The 21810-nt window shown below is 47.9% G+C and carries 14 protein-coding genes; 8 read left to right on the plus strand and 6 right to left on the minus strand.

The features are described 5' to 3' along the window. Positions 1–394: 394 nt before the first annotated feature. Positions 395–3883, minus strand: a complete 3489-nt coding sequence (locus tag FTU67_RS08850) for a PAS domain-containing hybrid sensor histidine kinase/response regulator (protein WP_005180746.1) — start codon at positions 3881–3883, stop codon at positions 395–397. A gap of 184 nt (positions 3884–4067) precedes the next feature. Between FTU67_RS08850 and FTU67_RS08855 the strand changes: the two genes are divergently transcribed. Further along, entirely contained in the window at positions 4068–4400 is a 333-nt protein-coding gene (locus tag FTU67_RS08855) for a DUF485 domain-containing protein (protein WP_005180745.1), read from the plus strand. A gap of 1 nt (position 4401) precedes the next feature. Next, positions 4402–6117, plus strand: a complete 1716-nt coding sequence (locus FTU67_RS08860; RefSeq protein ID WP_104489272.1) for a cation acetate symporter — start codon at positions 4402–4404, stop codon at positions 6115–6117. 43 nt (positions 6118–6160) lie between these two features. Here the strand turns inward: FTU67_RS08860 and FTU67_RS08865 are convergent, their stop codons facing one another. Together FTU67_RS08865 and FTU67_RS08870 are read right to left on the minus strand one after the other, a co-directional pair. After that, positions 6161–7066, minus strand: a complete 906-nt coding sequence (locus FTU67_RS08865; protein WP_180061642.1) for a hypothetical protein — start codon at positions 7064–7066, stop codon at positions 6161–6163. Positions 7067–7069: 3 nt separating this feature from the next. Further along, positions 7070–7594: a hypothetical protein gene (locus FTU67_RS08870; RefSeq protein ID WP_180061643.1), complete on the minus strand. Its 525-nt coding sequence runs from the start codon at positions 7592–7594 to the stop codon at positions 7070–7072. Between the two features lie 99 nt (positions 7595–7693). Between FTU67_RS08870 and FTU67_RS08875 the strand changes: the two genes are divergently transcribed. After that, the gene (locus FTU67_RS08875) at positions 7694–8374 is read left to right on the plus strand and encodes an ion channel (protein WP_180061644.1); all 681 of its coding nucleotides are present in this window, start codon (positions 7694–7696) and stop codon (positions 8372–8374) included. A gap of 172 nt (positions 8375–8546) precedes the next feature. Next, complete coding sequence (locus tag FTU67_RS08880; RefSeq protein WP_180061645.1) at positions 8547–10514, plus strand: choline BCCT transporter BetT; 1968 nt, start codon at positions 8547–8549, stop codon at positions 10512–10514. 65 nt (positions 10515–10579) lie between these two features. Here the strand turns inward: FTU67_RS08880 and omp33-36 are convergent, their stop codons facing one another. Further along, entirely contained in the window at positions 10580–11458 is an 879-nt protein-coding gene (gene omp33-36, locus FTU67_RS08885; protein ID WP_265596407.1) for a porin Omp33-36, read from the minus strand. A 1219-nt stretch (positions 11459–12677) separates the two neighbouring features. On the opposite strand from omp33-36, the gene FTU67_RS08890 reads away from it, so the two are divergent. Then, positions 12678–14384: a GGDEF domain-containing protein gene (locus FTU67_RS08890; RefSeq protein WP_104489298.1), complete on the plus strand. Its 1707-nt coding sequence runs from the start codon at positions 12678–12680 to the stop codon at positions 14382–14384. 98 nt (positions 14385–14482) lie between these two features. Here FTU67_RS08890 and uvrA read toward each other — a convergent pair whose 3' ends face one another. Together uvrA and tenA are read right to left on the minus strand one after the other, a co-directional pair. Beyond that, positions 14483–17314, minus strand: coding sequence for an excinuclease ABC subunit UvrA (gene uvrA / locus FTU67_RS08895; protein ID WP_005180735.1), 2832 nt, complete (start codon positions 17312–17314; stop codon positions 14483–14485). Between the two features lie 250 nt (positions 17315–17564). Then, complete coding sequence (tenA, locus tag FTU67_RS08900) at positions 17565–18242, minus strand: thiaminase II (protein ID WP_180061646.1); 678 nt, start codon at positions 18240–18242, stop codon at positions 17565–17567. A 267-nt stretch (positions 18243–18509) separates the two neighbouring features. On the opposite strand from tenA, the gene FTU67_RS08905 reads away from it, so the two are divergent. The 3 genes from FTU67_RS08905 to ssb all read left to right on the plus strand — a co-directional run bounded on the left by FTU67_RS08905 (position 18510) and on the right by ssb (position 21727). Beyond that, positions 18510–19592 (plus strand): DUF475 domain-containing protein, encoded by a 1083-nt coding sequence (locus FTU67_RS08905; RefSeq protein WP_005180731.1) that lies wholly within the window; start codon positions 18510–18512, stop codon positions 19590–19592. A 152-nt stretch (positions 19593–19744) separates the two neighbouring features. Next, positions 19745–21109 carry an MFS transporter gene (locus FTU67_RS08910; RefSeq protein ID WP_075167305.1) on the plus strand — a complete coding sequence of 455 codons (1365 nt, stop codon included), beginning with the start codon at positions 19745–19747 and terminating at the stop codon, positions 21107–21109. 51 nt (positions 21110–21160) lie between these two features. Beyond that, the gene (gene ssb / locus FTU67_RS08915) at positions 21161–21727 is read left to right on the plus strand and encodes a single-stranded DNA-binding protein (protein WP_045795510.1); all 567 of its coding nucleotides are present in this window, start codon (positions 21161–21163) and stop codon (positions 21725–21727) included. Positions 21728–21810: the final 83 nt, after the last annotated feature.

Genomic DNA, 21810 nt, shown 5'->3' on the forward strand with positions numbered 1-21810 from the left:
TCTAGGCTGGATGATGATCAGCTCCGGACAGGACGTTCAGGGGCTCATCTCCAGACTAAACACTGATCTTTTCTTTTTAATGTCTTTTTTATGCGCGTATTGCTACATATCAGATATGCGACTAAAGTCTAATGTGTATTTTTTAATCAAAAAATAATTTTAAAAATCATAAGATTAAAATTTTGTAACCAGGTATACAGCTGTACACTGAGATTTTTGGTAGCCTTTGCCATAGTAAATAATTCAATGGAATTTTCTGCCAATGGCTGTCAGGCAGATAGCGCCTGTTTTGAGCAGTTTTGCCTAGCGGGCTGCAATAAATCGCCATTTTCAGGCCCAAAATACAAAACCTCTTTGTTACCGAAGCCGCAAAGAGGTTTCAAAATATGTCAGCCTAAGCTGAAATTTTCAGACCGGATAACCAGGCTCGCAAGGAGGCCGGTTTCAGCGGTTTTTTCAGCAACACGATATTCAGCTCTTTTAGACGCTGCGGTAATTCCGGATCCGAATCGGCGGTAATTAATGCCACTGGTACATTTTCCTGACGGTTGGCCAGAATAAAGTCCAGACCGACTTTATTGTTATTTAAATGCTGATCGACCAGCCAGACCTGAATATTTTCCTGCTGGATAATCTCCAGGGCCTGTTCCGGTTCGGTGGCTTTAAAGACCTGATAGCCCCATTTGCCCAATAAGGTCGCCATGCCTTCTAAAATGGTTTCATCATTATCCAGACACAGAATTTTATAGGCCTTGGTTTTCAGCGGTACGGCCTGAACCGGTGCAGCCACGGCTTTAGGTGCATCCACCACCGGTACTTCAATCATGAAGCAGGAGCCCTGTCCGAGAGTGGAATAGACATAGACCGGATAATCCAGCAGGCTGGTCATACGCTGCACAATGGCCAGACCGAGGCCCAGACCCTGTTCACCCCACGGCGAGGTATGGCCGCAACGTTCAAATTCCTGGAACAGTTTAATGCGCTGTTCTTCGGCAATGCCGGGACCGGTATCCCAGACCCCGATGCGGATATGCTGCGGACGCTGTGCAGAACGTAATACCCCGACCACGACTTTGCCTTTGGCGGTATAACGCAGTGCATTGCTGACAAAGTTTTGGATAATCCGGCGAATCCATTGCGGATCGGTGTCAATCCAGAACTGGGCATCATGCACGGCAAACTGGATGCCCCGCTGCGCGGCAATGGATTTAAATTGCAGTTCCAGATCACTGAGCAAGTCATGCAGTGGATAAGGCTGACGTTTCGGCTGAATGGTGCCGCCTTCTAAACGGGCAATATCCAGCAGCGCAGACAGCATACTTTCAGCGCCATGCAGGGCACGATCCAGCTGCTGCAAGGTTTTGCGGTCATCATCCGACTGGATGCTTTGCTCTAGCGCAGTACTGAACAGACGGGCTGCGTGCATCGGCTGTAATAGGTCATGACTGGCCGCGGCAATAAAGCGGCTCTTGGACATATTGGCTTTATCGGCCTGTTCGCGCGCCAGCTGCTGTTCGGCCAGGGCATCGGCCAATTGCTGGGTACGGTCTTGTACACGTGCTTCAAGGACCGCTTCATTTTCACGGAAGGCGGTAATATCGGCAAAGGTGGTCACGAAGCCACCGCCTTCAATCGGATTACCGCGCATTTGAATCACGCGGCCATCTTTACGGATACGTTCAAACTCATGCGCACTGCCGACTTTCATCCAGTGAATCCGTTTACGCACGTGTTCTTCCACCGAGCCCGGGCCACATTCGCCGCGCTCGGCGTTATAGCGGATCAGGTCGGCAATTGGACAGCCGACATAGACAATATCTTTTGGATAATCAAACAGTTTTAGATATTGATTGTTCCAAGCCACCAGACACATATTTTCATCGACCACGCTCACCCCCTGGGTCATGTGGTCGATCATGGTCATGATCAGATTCTGGTTAAAGCGCTGCCATTGGGAGGCCTGGTCAAGAATATTGGCGACCTGACCCAGTGCCAGACCATTGTTGACCATCGCCGTGGTGAGCAGGGTTCGCGCCGATGCCGCGCCAATGGTGCCGGCCAGGTACTGTTCGGTAAAACGCCACCACATGCCGTTGGCATTGCTGTTTTCATTCAGCACCACATTATTCTGTTCACTGAACTGCCGGAAGGCCTGCATGGTTGGCTCATCGCCGGTAATGCGTTTGGCCAGCGTAATCAGGTCACCGACTTTTAAACGCGCCACATCCTGATGCGAATAGCTGACTTCATTGCTGGTGGTGTGCGATGGCAGCGGCTTGGTTTCATAGTAGAAGAAACTTTCAGCCTGAATCTGTTCAGCCACACTCGGGCGGAATATGCGCGATACCCAGACATACAGCAACAGGTTCAGACCGAGTGACCAGACCACACCATGTGTCAGCGGCGCAAATGATTCAAAACCTAACAGCGCTTCCGGACGTAAGCCATTAATACCAAATGGCCCCACAGTTAAATAATACTGGGTAATCGCCGAGAACTGTTCTGGCAGACTGCGTAAAACCGTTGGCCAGAGCAGGGTATAGGCCCACATGATAAAACCGACAATCAGGCCGGCATAAACACCCTGTTTACTGCCGCCGCGCCAGTACAGCCCGCCAATCAGGGCCGGGGAGAACTGCGCTACCGCACTAAAGGCCAGTAAACCGAAGACCGAAAGCTGGTCAATATCATTAAAGAAATGGAAGAACAGGAAGCCAAGCAGCATCACCGCCAGAATACAGATGCGGCGGGTGAATTTCAGCACCAGTGGCAACCGTTTGTCATGACGCGAAATCAGGCCCGAGCGCCACAGCGCCGGCATGATCAGGTCATTACTGAGCATGATCGACAGCGCCACCGAAGATACCAGCAACATCCCGGTTGAAGCCGAAAAACCACCCAGGAAGGCCAGTAAGGTCAGCCATTCCTGATTATAGCTGAGCGGTAAGGACAGCACCGCGACATCCGGAATCATCAGATATTGCGGCGCGGCATGTAAGGCCCAGCTGGCAATTGGAATAATCGCGATGGTGGTTAAAATCAGATAAACGGCAAACCAGCGCCGTGCCCCGCGAATATGTTTTTCATCGCGTAATTCGACCACCGCCACGTGGAACTGGCGTGGCAAGCAGATAATCGCCAGTGCGGCCAGCAGAGTTTGCACCCAGAAAGTTTCCGGTACGCCCAACAGCTGCACTTCATGGAAGGTCTGGGCCACATCATTGCTGATCTGCTTCAGGTTATCGGCCGATTCAAAGACAAAGAAACCGGCCACACAGAGCAGGGCAAACAGCTTGACGAAAGATTCAAACGCCACCGCCAGCATTAAACCGCCGTGCTGTTCGGTGTTGGCAATTTGCCGGGTGCCAAACAGCATCGCCAGAATTGCCAGCAGCGCGGTTAAAAACAGTACACCATTGGTGGTACTTTCGACATGGGTGGTCTGATCCAGAATCACGGCAGCACTTAAGGCAATCGCACGTAACTGCAGGGCCAGATAGGGAATAATCGCAATGACTGCCAGAATGGTCACCAGCGAGGCCAGGGCACCACTTTTGCCATATCGCGCTGCCACGAAGTCGGCAATCGAGGAAATGGCATGATGTTGCCGGACCCGACCCAAACGGCGCCAGATGTCATAGCCAACCGCCACGAACAAGAGCGGCCCTAAATAGATCGGCAGGAAGATAATGCCTTCACGCACCGCTGCACCAGTGGCCCCGTAAAAGGTCCAGGATGAACAGTAGACGCCCAAGGTCAGACTGAACAGCAGCATACGACCGCGCGTACTGAGGCGGCTCGCATGTTTTTCACCAAAAAATGCACAAATAAAAAGTAATGCAATATAAAGGGCTAACACCCCGATAATCAGCCAGCTGTTCATAATACCCGCGGTGTATTTATCTCGCGTTATAATACTCTATTCGTGAACGCATCAGTTTGAATTGCTCAAAATTTAACGACCAAAGTCTAAATTACAAGCACCCTACAAACTTGTTAGTTTTCATCATGAATATAATTCGAATTAAAAATTACGCCTAAGGCTGGGCGTTTCAAGGAGTAAAACTATGGATGAGGCTCAAGTAGATCGAATTCTACACAATCCAAAATTCAAAGAAATGGTTGCAAAAAAGCGTAATCTTAGCTGGACGCTTACCGCAATCATGTTAATCGTTTATGTCGGCTTCATGTTGTTAGTTGGCTATAACAAAGAGTTTCTATTATCTTCCATTTCTGGTGGCGTGACGACCTGGGGTATTCCACTGGGTCTGGGCATCATCGTGTTATCTTTCATTTTGTGTGCAGTGTATTCCTATATTGCGAATAACAAGCTGGATCAACTGAATGAAGAAGCAATGCGTGAAGTAGAAGCAATTGCACAACAAAAAGGACAAGACTAAGATGAAATGGACTTCATTGAAGGCGCAAGCTGCTGCAGCTTCTGCGTTGATGATGTCAGGTATGGCTTTCGCCGCACCTGATCTGGGCGCAGCAGAACAACAAGCCACCAACTGGCCTGCAATTATCATGTTCCTGATCTTTGTGGGTGCGACCCTGTTCATTACCAAATGGGCGGCGAAACAAACCACCAATACCAAAGACTTCTATACTGCCGGTGGTGGTATTTCAGGTTTCCAAAACGGTCTGGCCATTGCCGGTGACTATATGTCGGCTGCGTCTTTCCTGGGTATTTCCGCCATGGTGTTTATGTCAGGCTTCGACGGCTTGCTGTATTCACTGGGCTTCATGGTGGGCTGGCCAATCGTATTGTTCCTGATTGCAGAACGTTTACGTAACCTGGGTAAATACAACCTGTCTGACGTAGTTTCCTTCCGTTTATCAGAAAAACCGGTACGTACCCTGGCGGCATTCAGCTCGCTAGTCGTCGTGGCGTTCTATCTGATTGCACAGATGGTGGGTGCAGGTCAGCTGATCAAACTGCTGTTCGGTCTGAACTATAACATCGCAGTTGTGCTGGTTGGTTTATTGATGATGGCTTACGTTATGTTCGGCGGCATGCTGGCAACGACCTGGGTACAGATCATTAAAGCGGTACTGTTACTGTCTGGTGCAACCTTCATGGCCTTCATGGTAATGAAAGGCGTGGGCTTCAGCTTCACTAACATGTTTGAACAATCAATTCAGGTGTTCTCGAAGGTACATGACCTGAGCCTGGCTGATGCAGCCAATATCATGGGTCCAGGTAGCCTGGCATCTAACCCGATTGATGCGATCTCACTGGGTCTGGCATTAATGTTCGGTACTGCAGGTCTGCCACACATCCTGATGCGTTTCTTCACGGTAAAAGATGCCAAAGAAGCGCGTAAATCTGTCGTGGTTGCAACCGGCTTTATTGGTTACTTCTACCTGTTAACCTTCATCATTGGTTTCGGTGCGATCCTGTATGTGGCCAACAACCCGCAATTCCTGGATATCGCAAAAATGGCAGTCACTGGCAAGCTTGAGCTGGTGGGTGGTAACAACATGGCGGCGGTACACCTGTCTGACGCAGTCGGTGGTGACCTGTTCATGGGCTTCATTTCAGCGGTTGCATTCGCCACAATTCTTGCAGTGGTTGCCGGTCTGACCCTGTCAGGTGCTTCAGCAATCTCTCACGACTTGTATGCCAACGTATTCAAGAAAGGTCAAACTACACCTGAATCTGAACTGCGCATGTCTAAAATCGCAACTTTAGGTTTAGCGATCTTCGCGATGATTCTGGGTATTCTGTTCGAGAAACAAAACGTTGCCTTCATGGTGGGTCTGGCATTCTCGGTAGCTGCATGTGCGAACTTCCCGGTGCTGGTTCTGTCGATGTTCTGGAAAGGTTTAACTACACGTGGTGCAGTGATTGGTGGTGTTGCTGGTCTGGTGTCTGCTGTAGTGCTGATCGTATTGTCGAAAGCAGTTTGGGTCGATACGCTGGCAATTTCTGATACACCAGTGGTGCCATTTAACGGTCCTGCAATCTTCGCAATGCCATTGTCATTCTTCTGCTGCTGGTTGTTCTCGATTACCGATAACTCTGCGCAAGCACAAGCGGAACGTAAAGCATTCGATGCACAGTTTGTCCGCTCACAAACCGGTATTGGTATCTCAGGTGCATCTGATCACTAAGATGAGCAGATATGCCTAAAAAAAAGCCCCGCAAGGGGCTTTTTTATGGCTGCGGTTTTTGCTTGCTGGCCCAGTAGGCCTGTAGTTTGCGATATAGCGCTGATTCTTTTTCAAACCAGGTGGCTTTGGCATTCAGTAACAGCTTGGCGACCAGGTAGGCACCCGTGACCTGACCGACCACCGGTAGACCCAACAGCAGACCAATAAAGGCAATTTTACTGACCTTGATGCCAGATACTCTGGCCGCCATCCATTTAAATTCTGACCAGCTGATTTCCTGCTGCTGATAGCGCCGGAACAGTTCATAAATCGCCAGTGAAACACTGGCCACGGAGATGGCCGGAAAGTAGTCCCAGAAATGTTCATCATTCGGGTCTTTGGCGGTGACAATCACATCAATCGCATCTTCCACGCTCTGGGTCAGCTCTTTGGTGCTGAGACCAGAACTTTCCAGACCCAACTGTGCCGCGATTTCTTCAGTGGCAAGCAACATTTCTTCAGGAGGGGCAGCAATCCAGTCTTTGCCGGTGCCAGTACCTTCGATGGCTTTTAGTTGCAGTTGCCAGCTTTCGCCGCTGTGCTGATCGGCCAGAAGCACATCAAAATCGGTATGGTCGTGCTGGTCCAGATACGCGGCATACAGACTGTCGCCATCTTCATGGTCCAGCCGTACAAACTCCATATCATGCAACATGCCTTTAACCGTCGATACCAGCCCGACAATCTGCTGCTCATCAAAACCCTGTAAATAAGCCTGAATATCTTCCAGAGGGGCGTTTGCCAGTTCAGCATGGCTGCGTCTTAATGCAGCCAGTACCGCCTGATCCGCTTCAGTCAGTTGCGGCGTGCGCGCGTTCCAGGCCAGTTTGGCCAATACGGTGGTGATGGCCAGCGCATCAAAATTTTTACGGAGATAGTGAATCGGTGAGGGTGAGGACGATCGGGTCATGGCTTAATCCTCTGGCTGTTGCAGCTGCTCTGCCTGAGCCTGTCCCTGTTTTTTACCTTGCTGGAACGCCTGTTTCCATACCGCTTTAATGCGTTCCTCACTGAGTTTTTCATTACGGGCTTTATGGGAAAAATACAGATCAGCCACTTTCATAATCGCAAAAGTCAGGCCGTAGACCAGTGGAATGGTCAGCAGGCCGCCAAAGCCAAAGGTCACGGTTTTCCAGACCCCCAGTGCAATCTGCTGCGCGGCGATGCCCAAACCCACCAGCCCGATCAGTTCCTTGACCCAGTCCAGCGCTTCATGGTCGGTCAGTTTAATACCGTGAATGGCAGCAATCCGGCTGGCAAAGTAGCCTTGTAAGGGTGTCAGAATCAGAATATCGGCAAAAGGCAGGGGCTGAATGGCGACACCGGCACAGGTGGCACAGGCCAGATGGGTGATTTTGGCAATTTTTTTATCCTGAGAAAGGTCATCCCGGAATTCAATCTGGGTGATTTCTTGACGTACTTTTTCTGTAATTTTCATACAAAGGAGTGATCTGTCTGCGCTTTTAAGCATGCTATGGTAATCAGAACAAAAAAGAAAGTGATGTCCGCATTACACCAAGATACCCAGGATGTGCCCATGCAAGCATTCATTGATTTATGGAAAGGATTCCGGCTGTTGCCTTCGGCCTGGCTGCTGTTAATGCAGTTTTTTATTCTCGTGTTGTCGCTGCTTAGCCATCATGCCACCTATCGCGTGCTGATCTGGATGCTGGGTGTGGTGGTATTGCTGTTAATTGCCAAGGTCATTCGCCAGACCCCGATGTTTACTTTTTTAGGACTGAGCTTTGTCACGGGCGCCTTGTTCTTTTCTCTGCTGATTGTGCTGGAGGTTAATAACCCGACCGTTCTGGTGATTAGCCATGCCTTTGAAGCCGCGGCCTATTTAAGTGCGGCCTATGGTTTGCTGCGTTATATGTTTGAAGACCGTTATCTAACCCGCGATGAACTGTTTGCCGCCGGCGCGGTATTCACCTTAATTGCCTGGGCGTTTGCCTTTGTTTATAACATTTGCCAGATTCTGGATCCTTCCAGTTTTTATCATCCGACCCAACCAGATTTGCAAAGCTGGCTGGATCTGCTGTTTCTGAGTTTCAGTTTGCAGTCTGCCACCGGCCTGTCTGACCTGATGCCGATTGGTCCGGCGGTACGGGTGATTGCCATGCTGCAAATGTTTTGCGGGGTGATGTATCTGGCCTTAATAGTTTCCCGGCTGATTGCCCTGCAATACATTCGTCATTTGCCGAGAAATAAAGATTAATCATTGGCTTGGGCTATTTTGTTACAGCAGTTCAATAGTGTTTCTGCTGCAAGAGGACTAAGCTGTGCGCGAGTTTAAGCTCACGACACTCATCTTTTGTTCACCTTTACGGTGAATGCTGCCCGGACCTGAAGCGTCTGTCTATTATCTTTAAAAATAAAATGGGGGAGTTATGCCTTCCGAAAAATTGCCCTGGTGGGGCAATATCAATCCGAATGTATTTATCAGTACGGTCGCGGTTATTGCGATTTTTCTGGCGGTGGTGCTGCTGGCGCCCAATAGTTTTGAACTGCTGACCCAGCGCATGAACCAGTGGATTACCGATTCTTTTAGCTGGTTCTATGTGCTGTCGGTGGCGGTGTTTCTGATTCTGCTGATTTATATAGCACTGTCCGATATGGGTAAAATCAAGCTTGGTCCGGACCATAGCCAGCCGGAATATCATCAGGGTTCCTGGTTTGCAATGTTGTTTACCGCCGGGATGGGCATTGGCCTGATGTTCTTTGGCGTGGCTGAACCGGTGATGCACTATGTTTCACCACCGGTCGGTGAGCCGGCCACCATCCAGGCAGCGCAGCAGGCGATGCGCATTTCTTTTTTCCACTGGGGCATTCATGCCTGGGCCATTTATGCGCTGGTCGGGCTGGCACTGGCTTATTTTGCTTACCGGCACAATCTGCCGCTAAAAGTCCGTTCGGCCCTGTATCCGCTGATTGGCTCAAAAATTTACGGCCCGCTCGGAGATGGGATTGATACCTTTGCCACGCTCGGCACTGTCTTCGGAATTGCCACCACTTTAGGTTTTGGTGTGACTCAGATCAATTCGGGGCTGAATTATTTATTCGGGATTGAGCAAAGCGCCAGTACCCAGATGATCCTGATTATTGTGGTCAGCAGCATGGCGTCTTTATCGGTGTTTTTTGGTCTGGACAAAGGTATTAAACGGCTGTCAGAGCTGAATCTGGTGCTGGCGGTGGTGCTGCTGTTATTTGTATTTATAACGGGGCCGAGTATCTATTTACTACAAACCACCATTCAGAATATTGGTCAGTATGCCTCGAATCTGTTTCATATGACCTTCAATTTATATGCCTATCAACCGAGTGGCTGGATTGGGGGCTGGACCATCATGTACTGGGCCTGGTGGATCTCCTGGTCGCCATTTGTGGGACTGTTTATTGCCCGGGTATCCAAAGGACGCAGTATCCGTGAATTTATTGTGGGGGTAATGCTGATTCCGACTGGTTTTACCCTGGTCTGGATGGGTTTTATGGGCAATGCCGCGCTGTATAGCATTTTGCATGAAGCGAATCTGCAATTGATGACCGCAGTACAGCAGGACTCCTCGGTGGCCCTGTTTGAGTTTTTAAGTAATCTGCCTTTTGCCTCCATCATGAGTCTGCTGGCGACCCTGCTGGTGATGCTGTTTTTTGTTACTTCGGCAGATTCAGGTGCGCTGGTCACAGATTTTCTCACTGCAAAAACGGAACATTCTCCGGTCTGGCAACGGCTGTTCTGGACCGTGTTGATGGCGGTGCTGGCGATTATCCTGCTATTGGCCGGTGGCCTGAGTGCGCTCCAGTCGGCCACCATTATGAGTGCCTTGCCATTTACCCTCATTCTGCTGCTGATGTGCTGGGGCCTGCTCAAAGCCCTACGGCTAGATGTCACCAAAATGAATGCCTTGCAGGAAGCGCGGATTACGCCGCGCGCCATTCATAATCCACGCAGCTGGCAACAGCGTCTGGGGCTGATCATGCATTATCCGCATAGCCAGGCTGAGGTAGAACAGTATATTCAGGTTCATGTACAGCAGGCTTTTGAGAATATTCAAAAGGAATTCCAGAAGCGGCATCTGACTGTGTCGATTGATTCGCTGGAAGATGGCCTGCGTTTAAAGGTCGATCATCAGCATGAGATTAACTTTATTTATCAGGTGGTGTCCCGTGAAACTGTGCCGCCGAGCTTTATGCCAGAAGTCACGGCCGATGCGCCGTTTTATCAGGCTGAGGTATTTTTAAGAGAGGGCGGGCAGAACTACGATGTGATGGACTGGACCCAGGAAGATTTACTGCAGGATATTCTGGATCAATATGAACGGCATTTATATTTCCTGAGTATTGTACGTAGTCCGGAATAATCATTTCTTTCAAACAAAAAAAGACGCTCATAGAGCGTCTTTTTTACATCAGTTTCTAAATCAGATTAGAAACGGAATTTAGCATTTAAGCCAACAGTTTGAGTGTCACGCACGTCACCTTCAGCATTAGCATTTACATAGCTTGCGCCAACTGCAACTGCTGGAGTGATGAAGTAATTTACGTTTGCACCCCAAGCTTTATCGTTAGCGATATCAGCGCTAGTTTCAGCATAAGAAGCACCTACGCTAAGAGCAGGTGTTAAGTAAAGATCAGTTTTTAATGCATAAGCAGTGCTTTCACCGTAAACAAGGCCAGTTTCAAAACCGATCGCCATGTTTGTACCATCAATTGCACCCACGTATTTAGTACGTGCAGTAATAGCGTCTTGGTCATCTGCGATTGTTTCAGATTCTAAAGCAGCTTTAGCAACACCATTAGAAAGGATGTTAAAAGCATCATAAGAAACTTGATCTGCAACGCTGGTATAACCTACAGCAACCAGGAAGTTTGGCGCTACTAATGCACCAAGTTCTAAAGCATAGCGATCGCCTTGATCATCAGTTGCTAAAGCATTTTTGCTGTCATTAATTGTATGGCTATAAGATGCGCTTGCATAAGCTGGAACGAATTTTGTTGGAATGTAAGCTTCTGCTTTAGCACCATAAGTATGAGAAACAATATCTAAACCATTTTCATCATATTCACCGTAGTTATACGCTAAAGAGAAGTTTGATGCTTGGTTTAAAAACGCAGCTTCAGCTAAAGGACCTTTAGTTGAATCAACATTTTTGAAGTAGTAAGTACCTTGAACTGCACCAGTGAAGTTTTGCTCATTTACAGTGTTGTCGATGAATTCTGATTGACCTTGAACTTCGAATTGGTACGCTTGAGCACCGGTCATGGCTAATAATAAAGCTGTGGCTAAACCGAGTTTTTTCATGATAGTTACCAGTTTTGTTAAAAATGGATTAAACAATAGGCATTGTATTGTAACAATTTATTAAGTCAATGAAGACAAAGGAGATTATTTAGTTGAGTAATTGCTCTAAAATATGTATAGGCGAAAAAGTAGTCAATTGATAAATCTGTTGTCAACCTAAAAAGTGTATAAAGAACAAGCGGCTAAATCTCATTTGCGAAAGAAAAGTGTTTGCTGCCTCACTTTTCTTTATAGTTAATATGAATTGATTCAATATAAATTATCTATAAAAGCAATCTAATAAAAATGTGAAAAGCAGCGCATAAAGCTTAAAAAATGAAACTTAAGACCAGGATTATGTAGCTGAAATTGATAACGCTTTACTTTTTTTCTACGTTTTCTGGTTTTTATAGGTCTAAATTCGCTGACTATTAATACTGGTTAAACTAAAAGTAGACTATTTTAATAGGCTTTACAAAAAGTGTGATAAGTATCATAATGGCTAGATAAAGTTATACCGTTTGGTCAGCTTTATCGAAATTGTGATTTCGGTCATGATTTTTCTTGATGCAGGACTAGAGGTTAGAGGAACTGCACTGAGATTCTCCACAAAGTTTTACTTTTTATATGCCCAGCTTTCCCCAAGGCTGGGTTTTTTTTATGCCTGAATCCTGTAGTCAGGATTAAAAACCGCTTAAGTATAAATTTATGGTGCACTATATTGGTGCAATATTTCTTGAATTAAAAAGCGCTATTGAATATATGACCATAAAAAATCCCGGTTTTCAACGAAAACCGGGATTTTTTAGCCAAAATTTGCGGGAAAATTTAAAATTCTGCTGAGGAATATCTAAAGTCGCCCCAATGCGGTGCATTATGCACTTATTTGATGCAGCTGTAAAATGTTTTCTTTAATTTTTTATACAATTTTTAAAACCTTATTTTTATTATATAAATCATTGGCTTATATTTAATTTTTAAGAGAATGCAATCTCGGTTGCCCTTCAAAAAAATAGAAACTTACTCTAATTTCGTCGGTTTTTATTCAATTTAATCAATAAATTTGTTAACCTTGTCACAATTTTTTAGTTATCTTGTTGATTTATTCGACTTATAGTTGAATGAACGCTACCGCTGTCCTGTTATTTTTTCCTCAGCAGTGTGGTCATCCGCTTCAGGTCGTTGCTCTGCCTTTGTTGATTCAATACGTTCAGTTCATGCTCATGGTAGTGAGGTTATAAACATGTCCCATCGCTTGCATTCAGAGAATACTAAGCAGCGTCTGTTTATTTCTATGCTCATTATCATCCTGTCGATTCTGTTTATTTCGGTTCCGGTGACGCTGAAGAGTTATCGCTCTTATCAGCAGTCTGATGTGGTGCTGACAGAAATTTCAGTCTTACGTCATGTGGCCGATCTGGCCAATGAGATTTCACGCGAACGTGGTCCGGCCAATAAGGTCATGTCCAGTACTCCAGATGAACTCAGTGCCAACCTGAAAGAGCTGACCCTGTTTCGAGAGCGGGTCGATCTGCAGATTGAACACACCATGCAATTGTTAAATAGCGCCGGTTTTGCTGCACAGGCCAATGCCTTGACCACCGATTTAAAACCGGCTTTGGCAAAAGGACGTGCTGCGGTGGATGCCTATGCAGCACAACCCTATGCCCAGCGCAGTTCAGCACAGCTGGATCAGGCCATTCAGGCCATGTTTCGTGCCTGGGATGAAGTCTATGAGGTGCTGAAGCATGTCATGATGCAGTCGGAAGGCAAAAAGACCATGCTGTCGGAGTCCTATAGTCTGATTCTGGTACTGGCCGATTTACGTGATCAGGCCGGACGTCTGGCCTCGACGATTATGGCGGCCGTGACTTTTAAAGAACCAATTCCTGAACAGAACCTGGCTTATTCCTTACAGAGCCAGCGGCAATCTTATTATTTATGGGATCTGGTCAACTCGATTCAGCCTGAACAGCACAAAACGCCTGAATACCTGGGACTGCATCAACAGGTTAAACAAAAATATCTGGATCAGGGGGTTCCTATTGTCAGCCAGCTGATTGAAGAAAGTCTGCATGCGCGCCCGTATTCGTTAAGTGGGACTGAACTGACCCTGAATATTGTCGATAAATTTACGACGGTGGTGAATCTGCAGAAATATCTGCTGGATTATAGTGTCTGGCTGGCCCAGCAGGAGCGTCATGCTGCCTGGCAGCAGTTTATCCTGACGCTGTCGGTGTCGATTATTTCTTTGCTGGCGGCGCTGTTTACCATGGTCTATGCGCGTTTTAAGGTATTTAAACCTTTAATTGAAGCGCGGGATCTGATTTTAGAGTTATCTGAAGCCCAGCCGCAGACGGCCACAGCTCCAGATTCCTCACCCACCTCTTTATTTGCTGCGCTCAAGCAGTTGCAGGCACGTTTGGCTGAACGGGATTTGCTGGAATTCCAGCTACGCAATATGGCCAATACCGATACCCTGACCGGGGTTTCCAATCGTCTGGCGCTGGAAGAATATATTCAATATCTGAATCAGAATCCGGACAAGCTCCATCAAACCGGTTTAATTATTATTGATATTGATGACTTTAAAGAGGTCAATGATCAGTATGGGCATATTGTCGGTGACCGGGTGATTCAGGGAATTGCCGAAGTGTTAAAACACAGTGTGCGTTCATCTGACCTGATTGTGCGTTATGGGGGCGATGAATTCCTGATTCTGATTGAGCAGATTGATCTGGACGGGGCCTTGAGTATTGCCGAGAAATTACGTCAGGAAATTAGCCAGAATGTTCTGACCCTGCCGGGACTGGACACGCCGTTAAATATTTCTGTCAGTGCCGGGGTCGCCGCAGATGCAGGCAGCTGGATGGAACTGTTTGGCCGGGCAGATCACTCCTTATTTAAGGCCAAAGAGAAGGGGCGGAATAGGGTGGAAAGTATGCTCTAAACCGTAAATTAAAATAGAAAAATATTTTAAATATATATCTTGATATTTTTCAGGTGAATCTAATAACAAAGAAAAGGGCTCCTCAGAGCCCTTTCATTTTATTTTAACATCGGTTTCAGGAATTTTCCGGTATGGGAGGCTTTCACTTTCACCACCTCTTCCGGGGTACCTTCGGCAATAATCATCCCGCCGCCGGCACCGCCTTCCGGGCCTAAATCCACAATCCAGTCTGCGGTTTTAATCACATCCAGATTGTGTTCAATCACCACAATGGTATTTCCCTTGTTGCGCAGCTCATGCAGGATGTCCAGTAGTTTGGCAATGTCATGGAAATGCAGACCGGTGGTTGGTTCATCCAGCACGTACAGGGTTTTACCGGTATCCCGTTTTGCCAGTTCGCGTGCCAGTTTGACCCGCTGCGCTTCACCACCAGATAAGGTGGTGGCTGACTGACCCAGACGGATATAACCTAAACCGACTTGATTCAAGGTTTCCAGACGGCGGTGAATCACCGGAATGGCATCAAAGAAATGCATGGCATCTTCGACCGTCATTTCCAGCACATCGGAAATATTTTTGCCTTTGTAATGCACTTCCAGGGTTTCGCGGTTATAGCGTTTGCCATGGCAGGCATCACAGGGGACATACATATCCGGCAGGAAGTGCATGGCGACTTTAATCATGCCATCACCTTCACAGGCCTCGCAGCGTCCGCCTTTGACGTTAAAGGAGAAACGGCCCGCCGCATAACCGCGGCCTTTGGCTTCAGGCGTCTGGGCAAACAGTTCACGAATTGGGGTAAACAGACCGGTATAGGTGGCCGGATTGGAACGCGGGGTGCGGCCAATCGGACTCTGGTCAATATCCACCACTTTATCCAGGAATTGCAGTCCTTCAATGGTGTCAAACTTTTCCGCGCTGAGCGTGGTGGCGCCATTCAGCTGGGTTGCGGCCAATGGCAGCAGGGTACGGTTAATCAGGGTCGATTTACCCGAACCGGATACCCCGGTAACGCAGGTCATCACGCCTAAAGGCAGGGTCAGATCGACATTTTTCAGGTTATGGCCGCAGGCGCCCATCAGCTTGATCTGCTCATCTGGTTTCGGTGGCTGGGTGCGCTGTTTCGGCACTTCAATCTTGAGCTTGCCCGACAGGTATTGACCGGTCAGGGAATTGGCATTGGCCGCCAGTTCCTGATAGGTACCTTCAGCAATCACATTCCCGCCATGCACGCCGGCGCCCGGCCCGATATCAATAATATGGTCTGCGGCGCGAATCGCATCTTCATCATGTTCGACCACCAGTACGGTATTGCCCAGATCACGCAGGCGAATCAGGGTTTCCAGCAGGCGGTCATTATCACGCTGATGCAGACCAATAGACGGTTCATCCAGCACATACATTACGCCCATTAACCCGGCACCAATCTGCGATGCCAGTCGGATGCGCTGGGCTTCACCACCCGAGAGCGTTTCGGCAGAGCGCGACAGACTTAAATAGTTCAGACCGACTGAGACCAGAAAGTGCAGACGTTCACGGATTTCCTTAAAAATTTTATCGGCAATTTCGCCTTTGGCGCCTTCCAGATTCAGGTTCTGGTAGTAATGCTCGGCATCGCCAATCGACATTTTGGTAATCTGGCTGATGGTTTTGTCTTTGACTCGCACATGGCGCGAAATTTCATTCAGACGTGAACCATCACAGGCATCACAGGCGGCATTGGAGAGATACTGCGCCAGATCATCGCGGACATAATTACTTTCTGTTTCACGATAGCGGCGTTCCAGATGCGGCAAAATCCCTTCAAACGGTTGTACCCGGTTATGGCGACGACCACGTTCATCGACATAGCTCAGGTCAATTTTTTCCCGGCCACTGCCGTAGAGAAATTTTTTCTGGGTGTCTTTGTCCAGTTCATTCCACGGTGTATCCAGCGAAAAATCATAATGATCGGCGACTTTTTGCAGCATGCCATAATAATAAGGACGCTGACGGTCCCAGCCACGAATCGCACCCTGGCTTAAAGAAAGTTCCGGATTGGGAATGAGCTTGTCAGCACTAAAATGGCTGCGTGTGCCCAGGCCATCACAGACCGGACAGGCACCAAACGGGTTGTTAAATGAAAACAGGCGCGGTTCCAGTTCAGCCACGGCACGGTCACATTCTGGGCAGGAGTGTTTGGCCGAGAACACCCGGTCCGGATGTTCGCCTTTCATCCACGATAAAATCGCAATATCCCCGCCTAAACGTAAAGCGGTTTCAAAACTTTCGGCAATACGGTTGCCCAAATCATCCCGGACTTTAAAACGGTCGACCACCACTTCAATACTGTGTTTTTTCTTTTTGTCCAGTTCTGGTGGCGGATCAATCTCCATGATTTCGCCATCTACCCGGGCACGGACAAAACCCTGGCTTTGCAGCTGTTCAAACAGATGGGTATATTCGCCTTTACGTTCACGTACCACCGGTGCCAATAGCAATAGGGCGGTACCTTCTTCCAGACCTTTGACCACATCGACCATTTCAGATACGGTTTGCGCCACCATCGGTAAGTCATGTTCCGGACAGTAGGGCGTACCCACGCGTGCATAGAGCAGACGTAAATAGTCATAAATTTCGGTAATAGTGCCGACGGTAGAACGCGGGTTGTGGCTGGTCGATTTCTGTTCAATGGCAATGGCCGGACTTAAGCCTTCAATCGAGTCGACTTCCGGTTTTTCCATTTGTGACAGGAATTGGCGCGCATAGGCCGAGAGCGATTCGACATAACGGCGCTGACCTTCGGCATATAGGGTATCGAAAGCCAGGGAAGATTTACCTGAACCGGAAAGTCCCGTAATCACCACAAACTTGTCGCGTGGAATATCAAGGTTCACATTCTTCAGGTTATGGGTACGTGCGCCTCGAATACGGATATGACTTTGGCTCATGCAATGATCCTAGAAAATTCATTTAAAACCTCTATATGATAGCGCATGAAAAATGTTCAAGTGCAGGCTTAAGGTATTTCTACGTCAAATTATGTCGGTTGATTGCAAATAAAGGCCAAGATCTGAAAACGTATAAGGATAAAAAATTGTCAGGAGAAAAAGTACGGGGATCAAAGCACGCAAGAATGAAAGAGAGCTGTCGGCCCTTGTGCAAGTCTGCTGATCTTGCACCAGGGCGAGTGATCAAAGATTAGTTACTACTGTCCAGACCCGGCCAGTTGCGCTGTGCATAGGCGCTGTCCCAGAACAGCCATTCCAGTTCAGCGGCACGGGTATAGGCCTGACGCATTTTCGCCAGCGTGTCTTCATCACAGCGCTCGGCCACGCGGTCAACCGTGGCAATCACATTGCGCACTGCGGTATGGAATTCTTCGCCGGCATAGGTATCGACCCAGGCTTGATACGGGTTGTTGGCGACCGAGTTACCGACAATATCTTTACCGACTTCGGCATAAATCCAGAAACATGGCAATAATGAGGCCAGCACCACCGGATAACTCTCCGACCAGGCAGTGGCAACTAGATAACTGGTGTAATGATGGCAGGCTAGGGTCAGCGGTGTATTTTCAAACTGTTCCTTGCTAATGCCAAAATCCTGCATAAAACCGTTATGCAATGAACGTTCCACCACAATTGCTACCTTGGCGGCTTCGGCAAACTGGATCACATCATCGGCATCAAAGGCTTTGGCAGCACACACCGCCAGCGCGCGGCCATAGGCCAGTAAATAATGCGCATCCTGAATCACATAGTGGCTAAAGGCCTCACGACTTAGGTTGCCTTGCGCCAGTTCCTGGTTAAAGGGCAGGGCCAGGGTGTTTTGATACAGTTCTAAATTCTGTTGCCACAATTGTTCAGAAAAACGCATGTCCGGTTCCTGTAAAGCATCAAGATCAATGCCCAAAGACTAGCATACTTGCGCCGCAAAGATGAGCCGCTTTGATTTGTATCAGAATAAACAAAAAAGCATACGAAGTGTTTTGGCATCGTCATGAAAAAGCGTCATAATAGCGGCCATATCTCTATCGCCGAGGTCCTGCATGTCTTCAGCAGGATGCACGCGGCGCATTCGGTGTAATTCAAGTTTAATATTTACCGAATTTCTTTATCTAATAATGTCATAGGTCGATTTGTCATGATGAAACATTTTGGTTTCTCTATTGCATTTACGATCGTGTGTCTCGGTTTGTCTGCTTATTGGGGCTATACCCACGGTCCGGAAGCAGGCCTGAAAACCATGTTCACAGCACTGACCATTACGGCCATTCTCGCCATTATGGAAGTGTCGTTATCGTTTGATAACGCGGTTGTTAACGCATCAGTCCTGCGCGGTTGGGACCATTTCTGGAAAATGCTGTTCCTGACGGTCGGGATTCTGATTGCCGTATTCGGTATGCGTTTAATTTTCCCGGTGGTGATTGTTGCCGTCACAGCCGATATGGGCATGATGGAAGTGGTGCAGCTGGCACTGAATAATCCAAAAGAATATTCGGCCAAATTAATGGCGCATCATCCTGAAATTGCAGCATTTGGTGGTGCCTTCCTGTTAATGGTGTTCCTGAACTTTTTCCTCGATGATGAAAAAGACACCCACTGGTTCCGCTGGATTGAGCGCCGTTTATCCAATCTGGCCAGTGTACCGGCCATGTCGGTCTTTATTGCACTGGTGGCCTTGCTGATCATGGCGGCCAATGTGGTCGAAGATAAACGTCTGGTGGTGACCATGGCCGGCATCTGGGGCATCGTGATCTATATTGGCGTACAGGTATTGAGTCATTTACTGGGTGGCGAACCTGAAGTCGATGAAAATGGCAATGCGATCCGTCATGATGAAAATGGCGTACCAACCGGTGTGGTGAAAGCCGGTATTGGTGGCTTCTTGTATCTGGAAGTGCTGGATGCCTCGTTCAGTTTTGACGGTGTGATTGGTGCCTTTGCGATTACTTCGGATGTGGTAATTATCATGCTGGGTCTGGCGATTGGCGCGATTTTCGTGCGTTCGATGACCATTTATCTGGTAGAAAAAGGCACCCTGGATGCTTATATTTACCTGGAACATGGTGCGCATTATGCGATTGGTGCGCTGGCCTTTATCATGATTGCCAGCGGAACCGGTTTACATGTCCCGGAAGTGGTCACCGGTCTGATTGGTGTGGCCTTTATTGTCTGGGCGGTATTTGCCTCAATTCAATATAAAAAACGTCAGGCACTGCACTAAGTTGCAGTCTGATCTAAAGAAGGTGCAAGCAATTGCACCTTTTTTTATGACTGGCAGTTCAGATGCAGAATATTGTGCTGAATATCGCAGCATCTGCAGCATGAATGATGTAGGATATTCGCATACAAAATTGTTGCACTTAGCCTATTGATATGATGAATGCCTTAGAACGCCGTTCAACTTTTGCCTTAAGCAGTATTTTTGCCTTACGCATGTTGGGTCTGTTCATGATTATTCCGGTTTTCTCGGTGGCAGGGCAATCCTATCAATATGCAACCCCGACCTTAATTGGTCTGGCGGTTGGGGTGTATGGTCTGACCCAGGCCATTTTACAGATTCCATTTAGCCTGATTGCTGATCGCTATAGTCGTAAACCGCTGGTGGTGCTTGGACTGTTACTGTTTGCTTTAGGCGGTGCCATTGCTGCAATGTCAGAGACCATTTATGGGGTCATCATTGGCCGGGCCATTGCCGGTGGCGGCGCAGTCTCTGCCGTGGTGATGGCTTTACTGGCCGATGTCACCCGTGAAGAACAGCGCACCAAAGCCATGGCCATGATGGGCATGAGTATTGGTTTATCCTTCGTGATTGCCTTTAGTGCCGGGCCGTGGCTGACCGGACTGGTTGGTATTTCCGGGCTGTTCTGGGTGACCACCATTATGGGACTGGCGGCCATTGCCATGTTGCTGCTGGTGCCTAAAGTCACGCGCCATCATCGTAATTTCCAGCAGGGCTATCTGCCGCAGCTCAAACAGGTGCTAAAAATGGGCGATTTAAACCGCCTGCATCTGTCAGTGTTTACCCTGCATTTACTGCTAACGGCGATGTTTATTTATGCACCACCGCAGCTGATTGAATATGCCGGTTTGCCATTGTCCAGTCACGGCTGGGTGTATTTGCCGCTGCTGGTGCTGAGTCTGTTTTTTGCCTTCCCAAGTATTATTCTGGCGGAAAAATATCGCAAAATGCGCGGTATTTTCCTGACCGCGATTGGCGGAATTATTCTTGGCCTGATCGTGATGATTTTTGGTTTTGAATCTAAATATATCCTGCTGATTGGACTGGGCCTGTTTTTTATTGCCTTTAACGTGATGGAAGCGCTGTTACCGTCCTGGTTATCGAAGGCGGCACCGATTCAATCCAAAGCCACTGCAATGGGCGTCAATGCCAGCAGCCAGTTCCTCGGTGCCTTCTTTGGCGGCATGATTGGCGGGCAACTGTTACTGCTGAATAACACGGCGATGGGTTGGAGTATTCTGACCGCAGTTGCTATAATTTGGCTGCTGATGAGTTTTGGTCTGGCCCAGCCGCGTTATCTGTCGTCGATGGTATTTCGCCTGCCTGAGGCCAAACAAACGGATGAGTGGACTTCTCAACTTTTGGCCATTCATGGTATTGAAGAAGTCGTGGTGATGTCTGAACAGCAAGTTGCCTATATAAAAGTCGATAAACAGCAAATTGATGATACTGCGCGACAACAATTAACGCACTTGTTGGGTAAAGAGGTAGCCATTTAAGCATAACTCTTATAAAGTAAATAATAGAAACAAATAGGAAGAATACAGCTGATGCGTGGTGTAAATAAGGTCATTTTAGTTGGTACTTTAGGTCGAGATCCAGAAACAAAAACTTTCCCGAATGGTGGCTCGCTTACTCAATTTTCCATTGCCACCAGTGATGCGTGGACCGATAAAACCACCGGTGAGCGTAAAGAGCAAACCGAATGGCACCGTATTGTGCTGCATAACCGTTTAGGTGAAATCGCGCAGCAATACTTACGCAAAGGTTCAAAAGTCTATATTGAAGGTTCGCTGCGTACCCGTCAGTGGACCGATCAGAATGGTCAGGAACGCTACACCACAGAAATTCGTGGCGAGCAAATGCAGATGCTGGACTCGGGTCGTCAGCAAGGTGAGCAGGGCGATAACGGTTTTAATCAGCCACGTTTTAACAATAACCAGGGCGGTGGTTATAGCAATAACAACCAGGGTGGCTATGCGCCGCAGGCTCAAGGCGGTTTTAACAACAATAATGCCGGTGGTGGTTATGGCAACCAGGGTGGTTATCAGCAACCGAAACCAGCTCCTGCTGCAACGCCTGCACCTGCAGATTTGGATGATGACTTACCGTTTTAGTACACCCTAGAGACCATGTTTTGTAAAGTTTATAAAATTATTCTTTATTAGCAGTTAGTTACAAAAGAAATTTACAGACACTA

This window comes from Acinetobacter sp. YH12132, assembly GCF_013418645.1.
GTDB lineage: Bacteria > Pseudomonadota > Gammaproteobacteria > Pseudomonadales > Moraxellaceae > Acinetobacter > Acinetobacter indicus.

Coding starts and splice junctions, on each gene's coding strand:
- FTU67_RS08850 (WP_005180746.1), bottom strand. CDS start 3,883: ATGAACAGCTGGCTGATTATCGGGGTGTTAGCCCTTTATATTGCATTA.
- FTU67_RS08855 (WP_005180745.1), top strand. CDS start 4,068: ATGGATGAGGCTCAAGTAGATCGAATTCTACACAATCCAAAATTCAAA.
- FTU67_RS08860 (WP_104489272.1), top strand. CDS start 4,402: ATGAAATGGACTTCATTGAAGGCGCAAGCTGCTGCAGCTTCTGCGTTG.
- FTU67_RS08865 (WP_180061642.1), bottom strand. CDS start 7,066: ATGACCCGATCGTCCTCACCCTCACCGATTCACTATCTCCGTAAAAAT.
- FTU67_RS08870 (WP_180061643.1), bottom strand. CDS start 7,594: ATGAAAATTACAGAAAAAGTACGTCAAGAAATCACCCAGATTGAATTC.
- FTU67_RS08875 (WP_180061644.1), top strand. CDS start 7,694: ATGCAAGCATTCATTGATTTATGGAAAGGATTCCGGCTGTTGCCTTCG.
- FTU67_RS08880 (WP_180061645.1), top strand. CDS start 8,547: ATGCCTTCCGAAAAATTGCCCTGGTGGGGCAATATCAATCCGAATGTA.
- FTU67_RS08890 (WP_104489298.1), top strand. CDS start 12,678: ATGTCCCATCGCTTGCATTCAGAGAATACTAAGCAGCGTCTGTTTATT.
- uvrA (WP_005180735.1), bottom strand. CDS start 17,314: ATGAGCCAAAGTCATATCCGTATTCGAGGCGCACGTACCCATAACCTG.
- tenA (WP_180061646.1), bottom strand. CDS start 18,242: ATGCGTTTTTCTGAACAATTGTGGCAACAGAATTTAGAACTGTATCAA.
- FTU67_RS08905 (WP_005180731.1), top strand. CDS start 18,510: ATGATGAAACATTTTGGTTTCTCTATTGCATTTACGATCGTGTGTCTC.
- FTU67_RS08910 (WP_075167305.1), top strand. CDS start 19,745: ATGATGAATGCCTTAGAACGCCGTTCAACTTTTGCCTTAAGCAGTATT.
- ssb (WP_045795510.1), top strand. CDS start 21,161: ATGCGTGGTGTAAATAAGGTCATTTTAGTTGGTACTTTAGGTCGAGAT.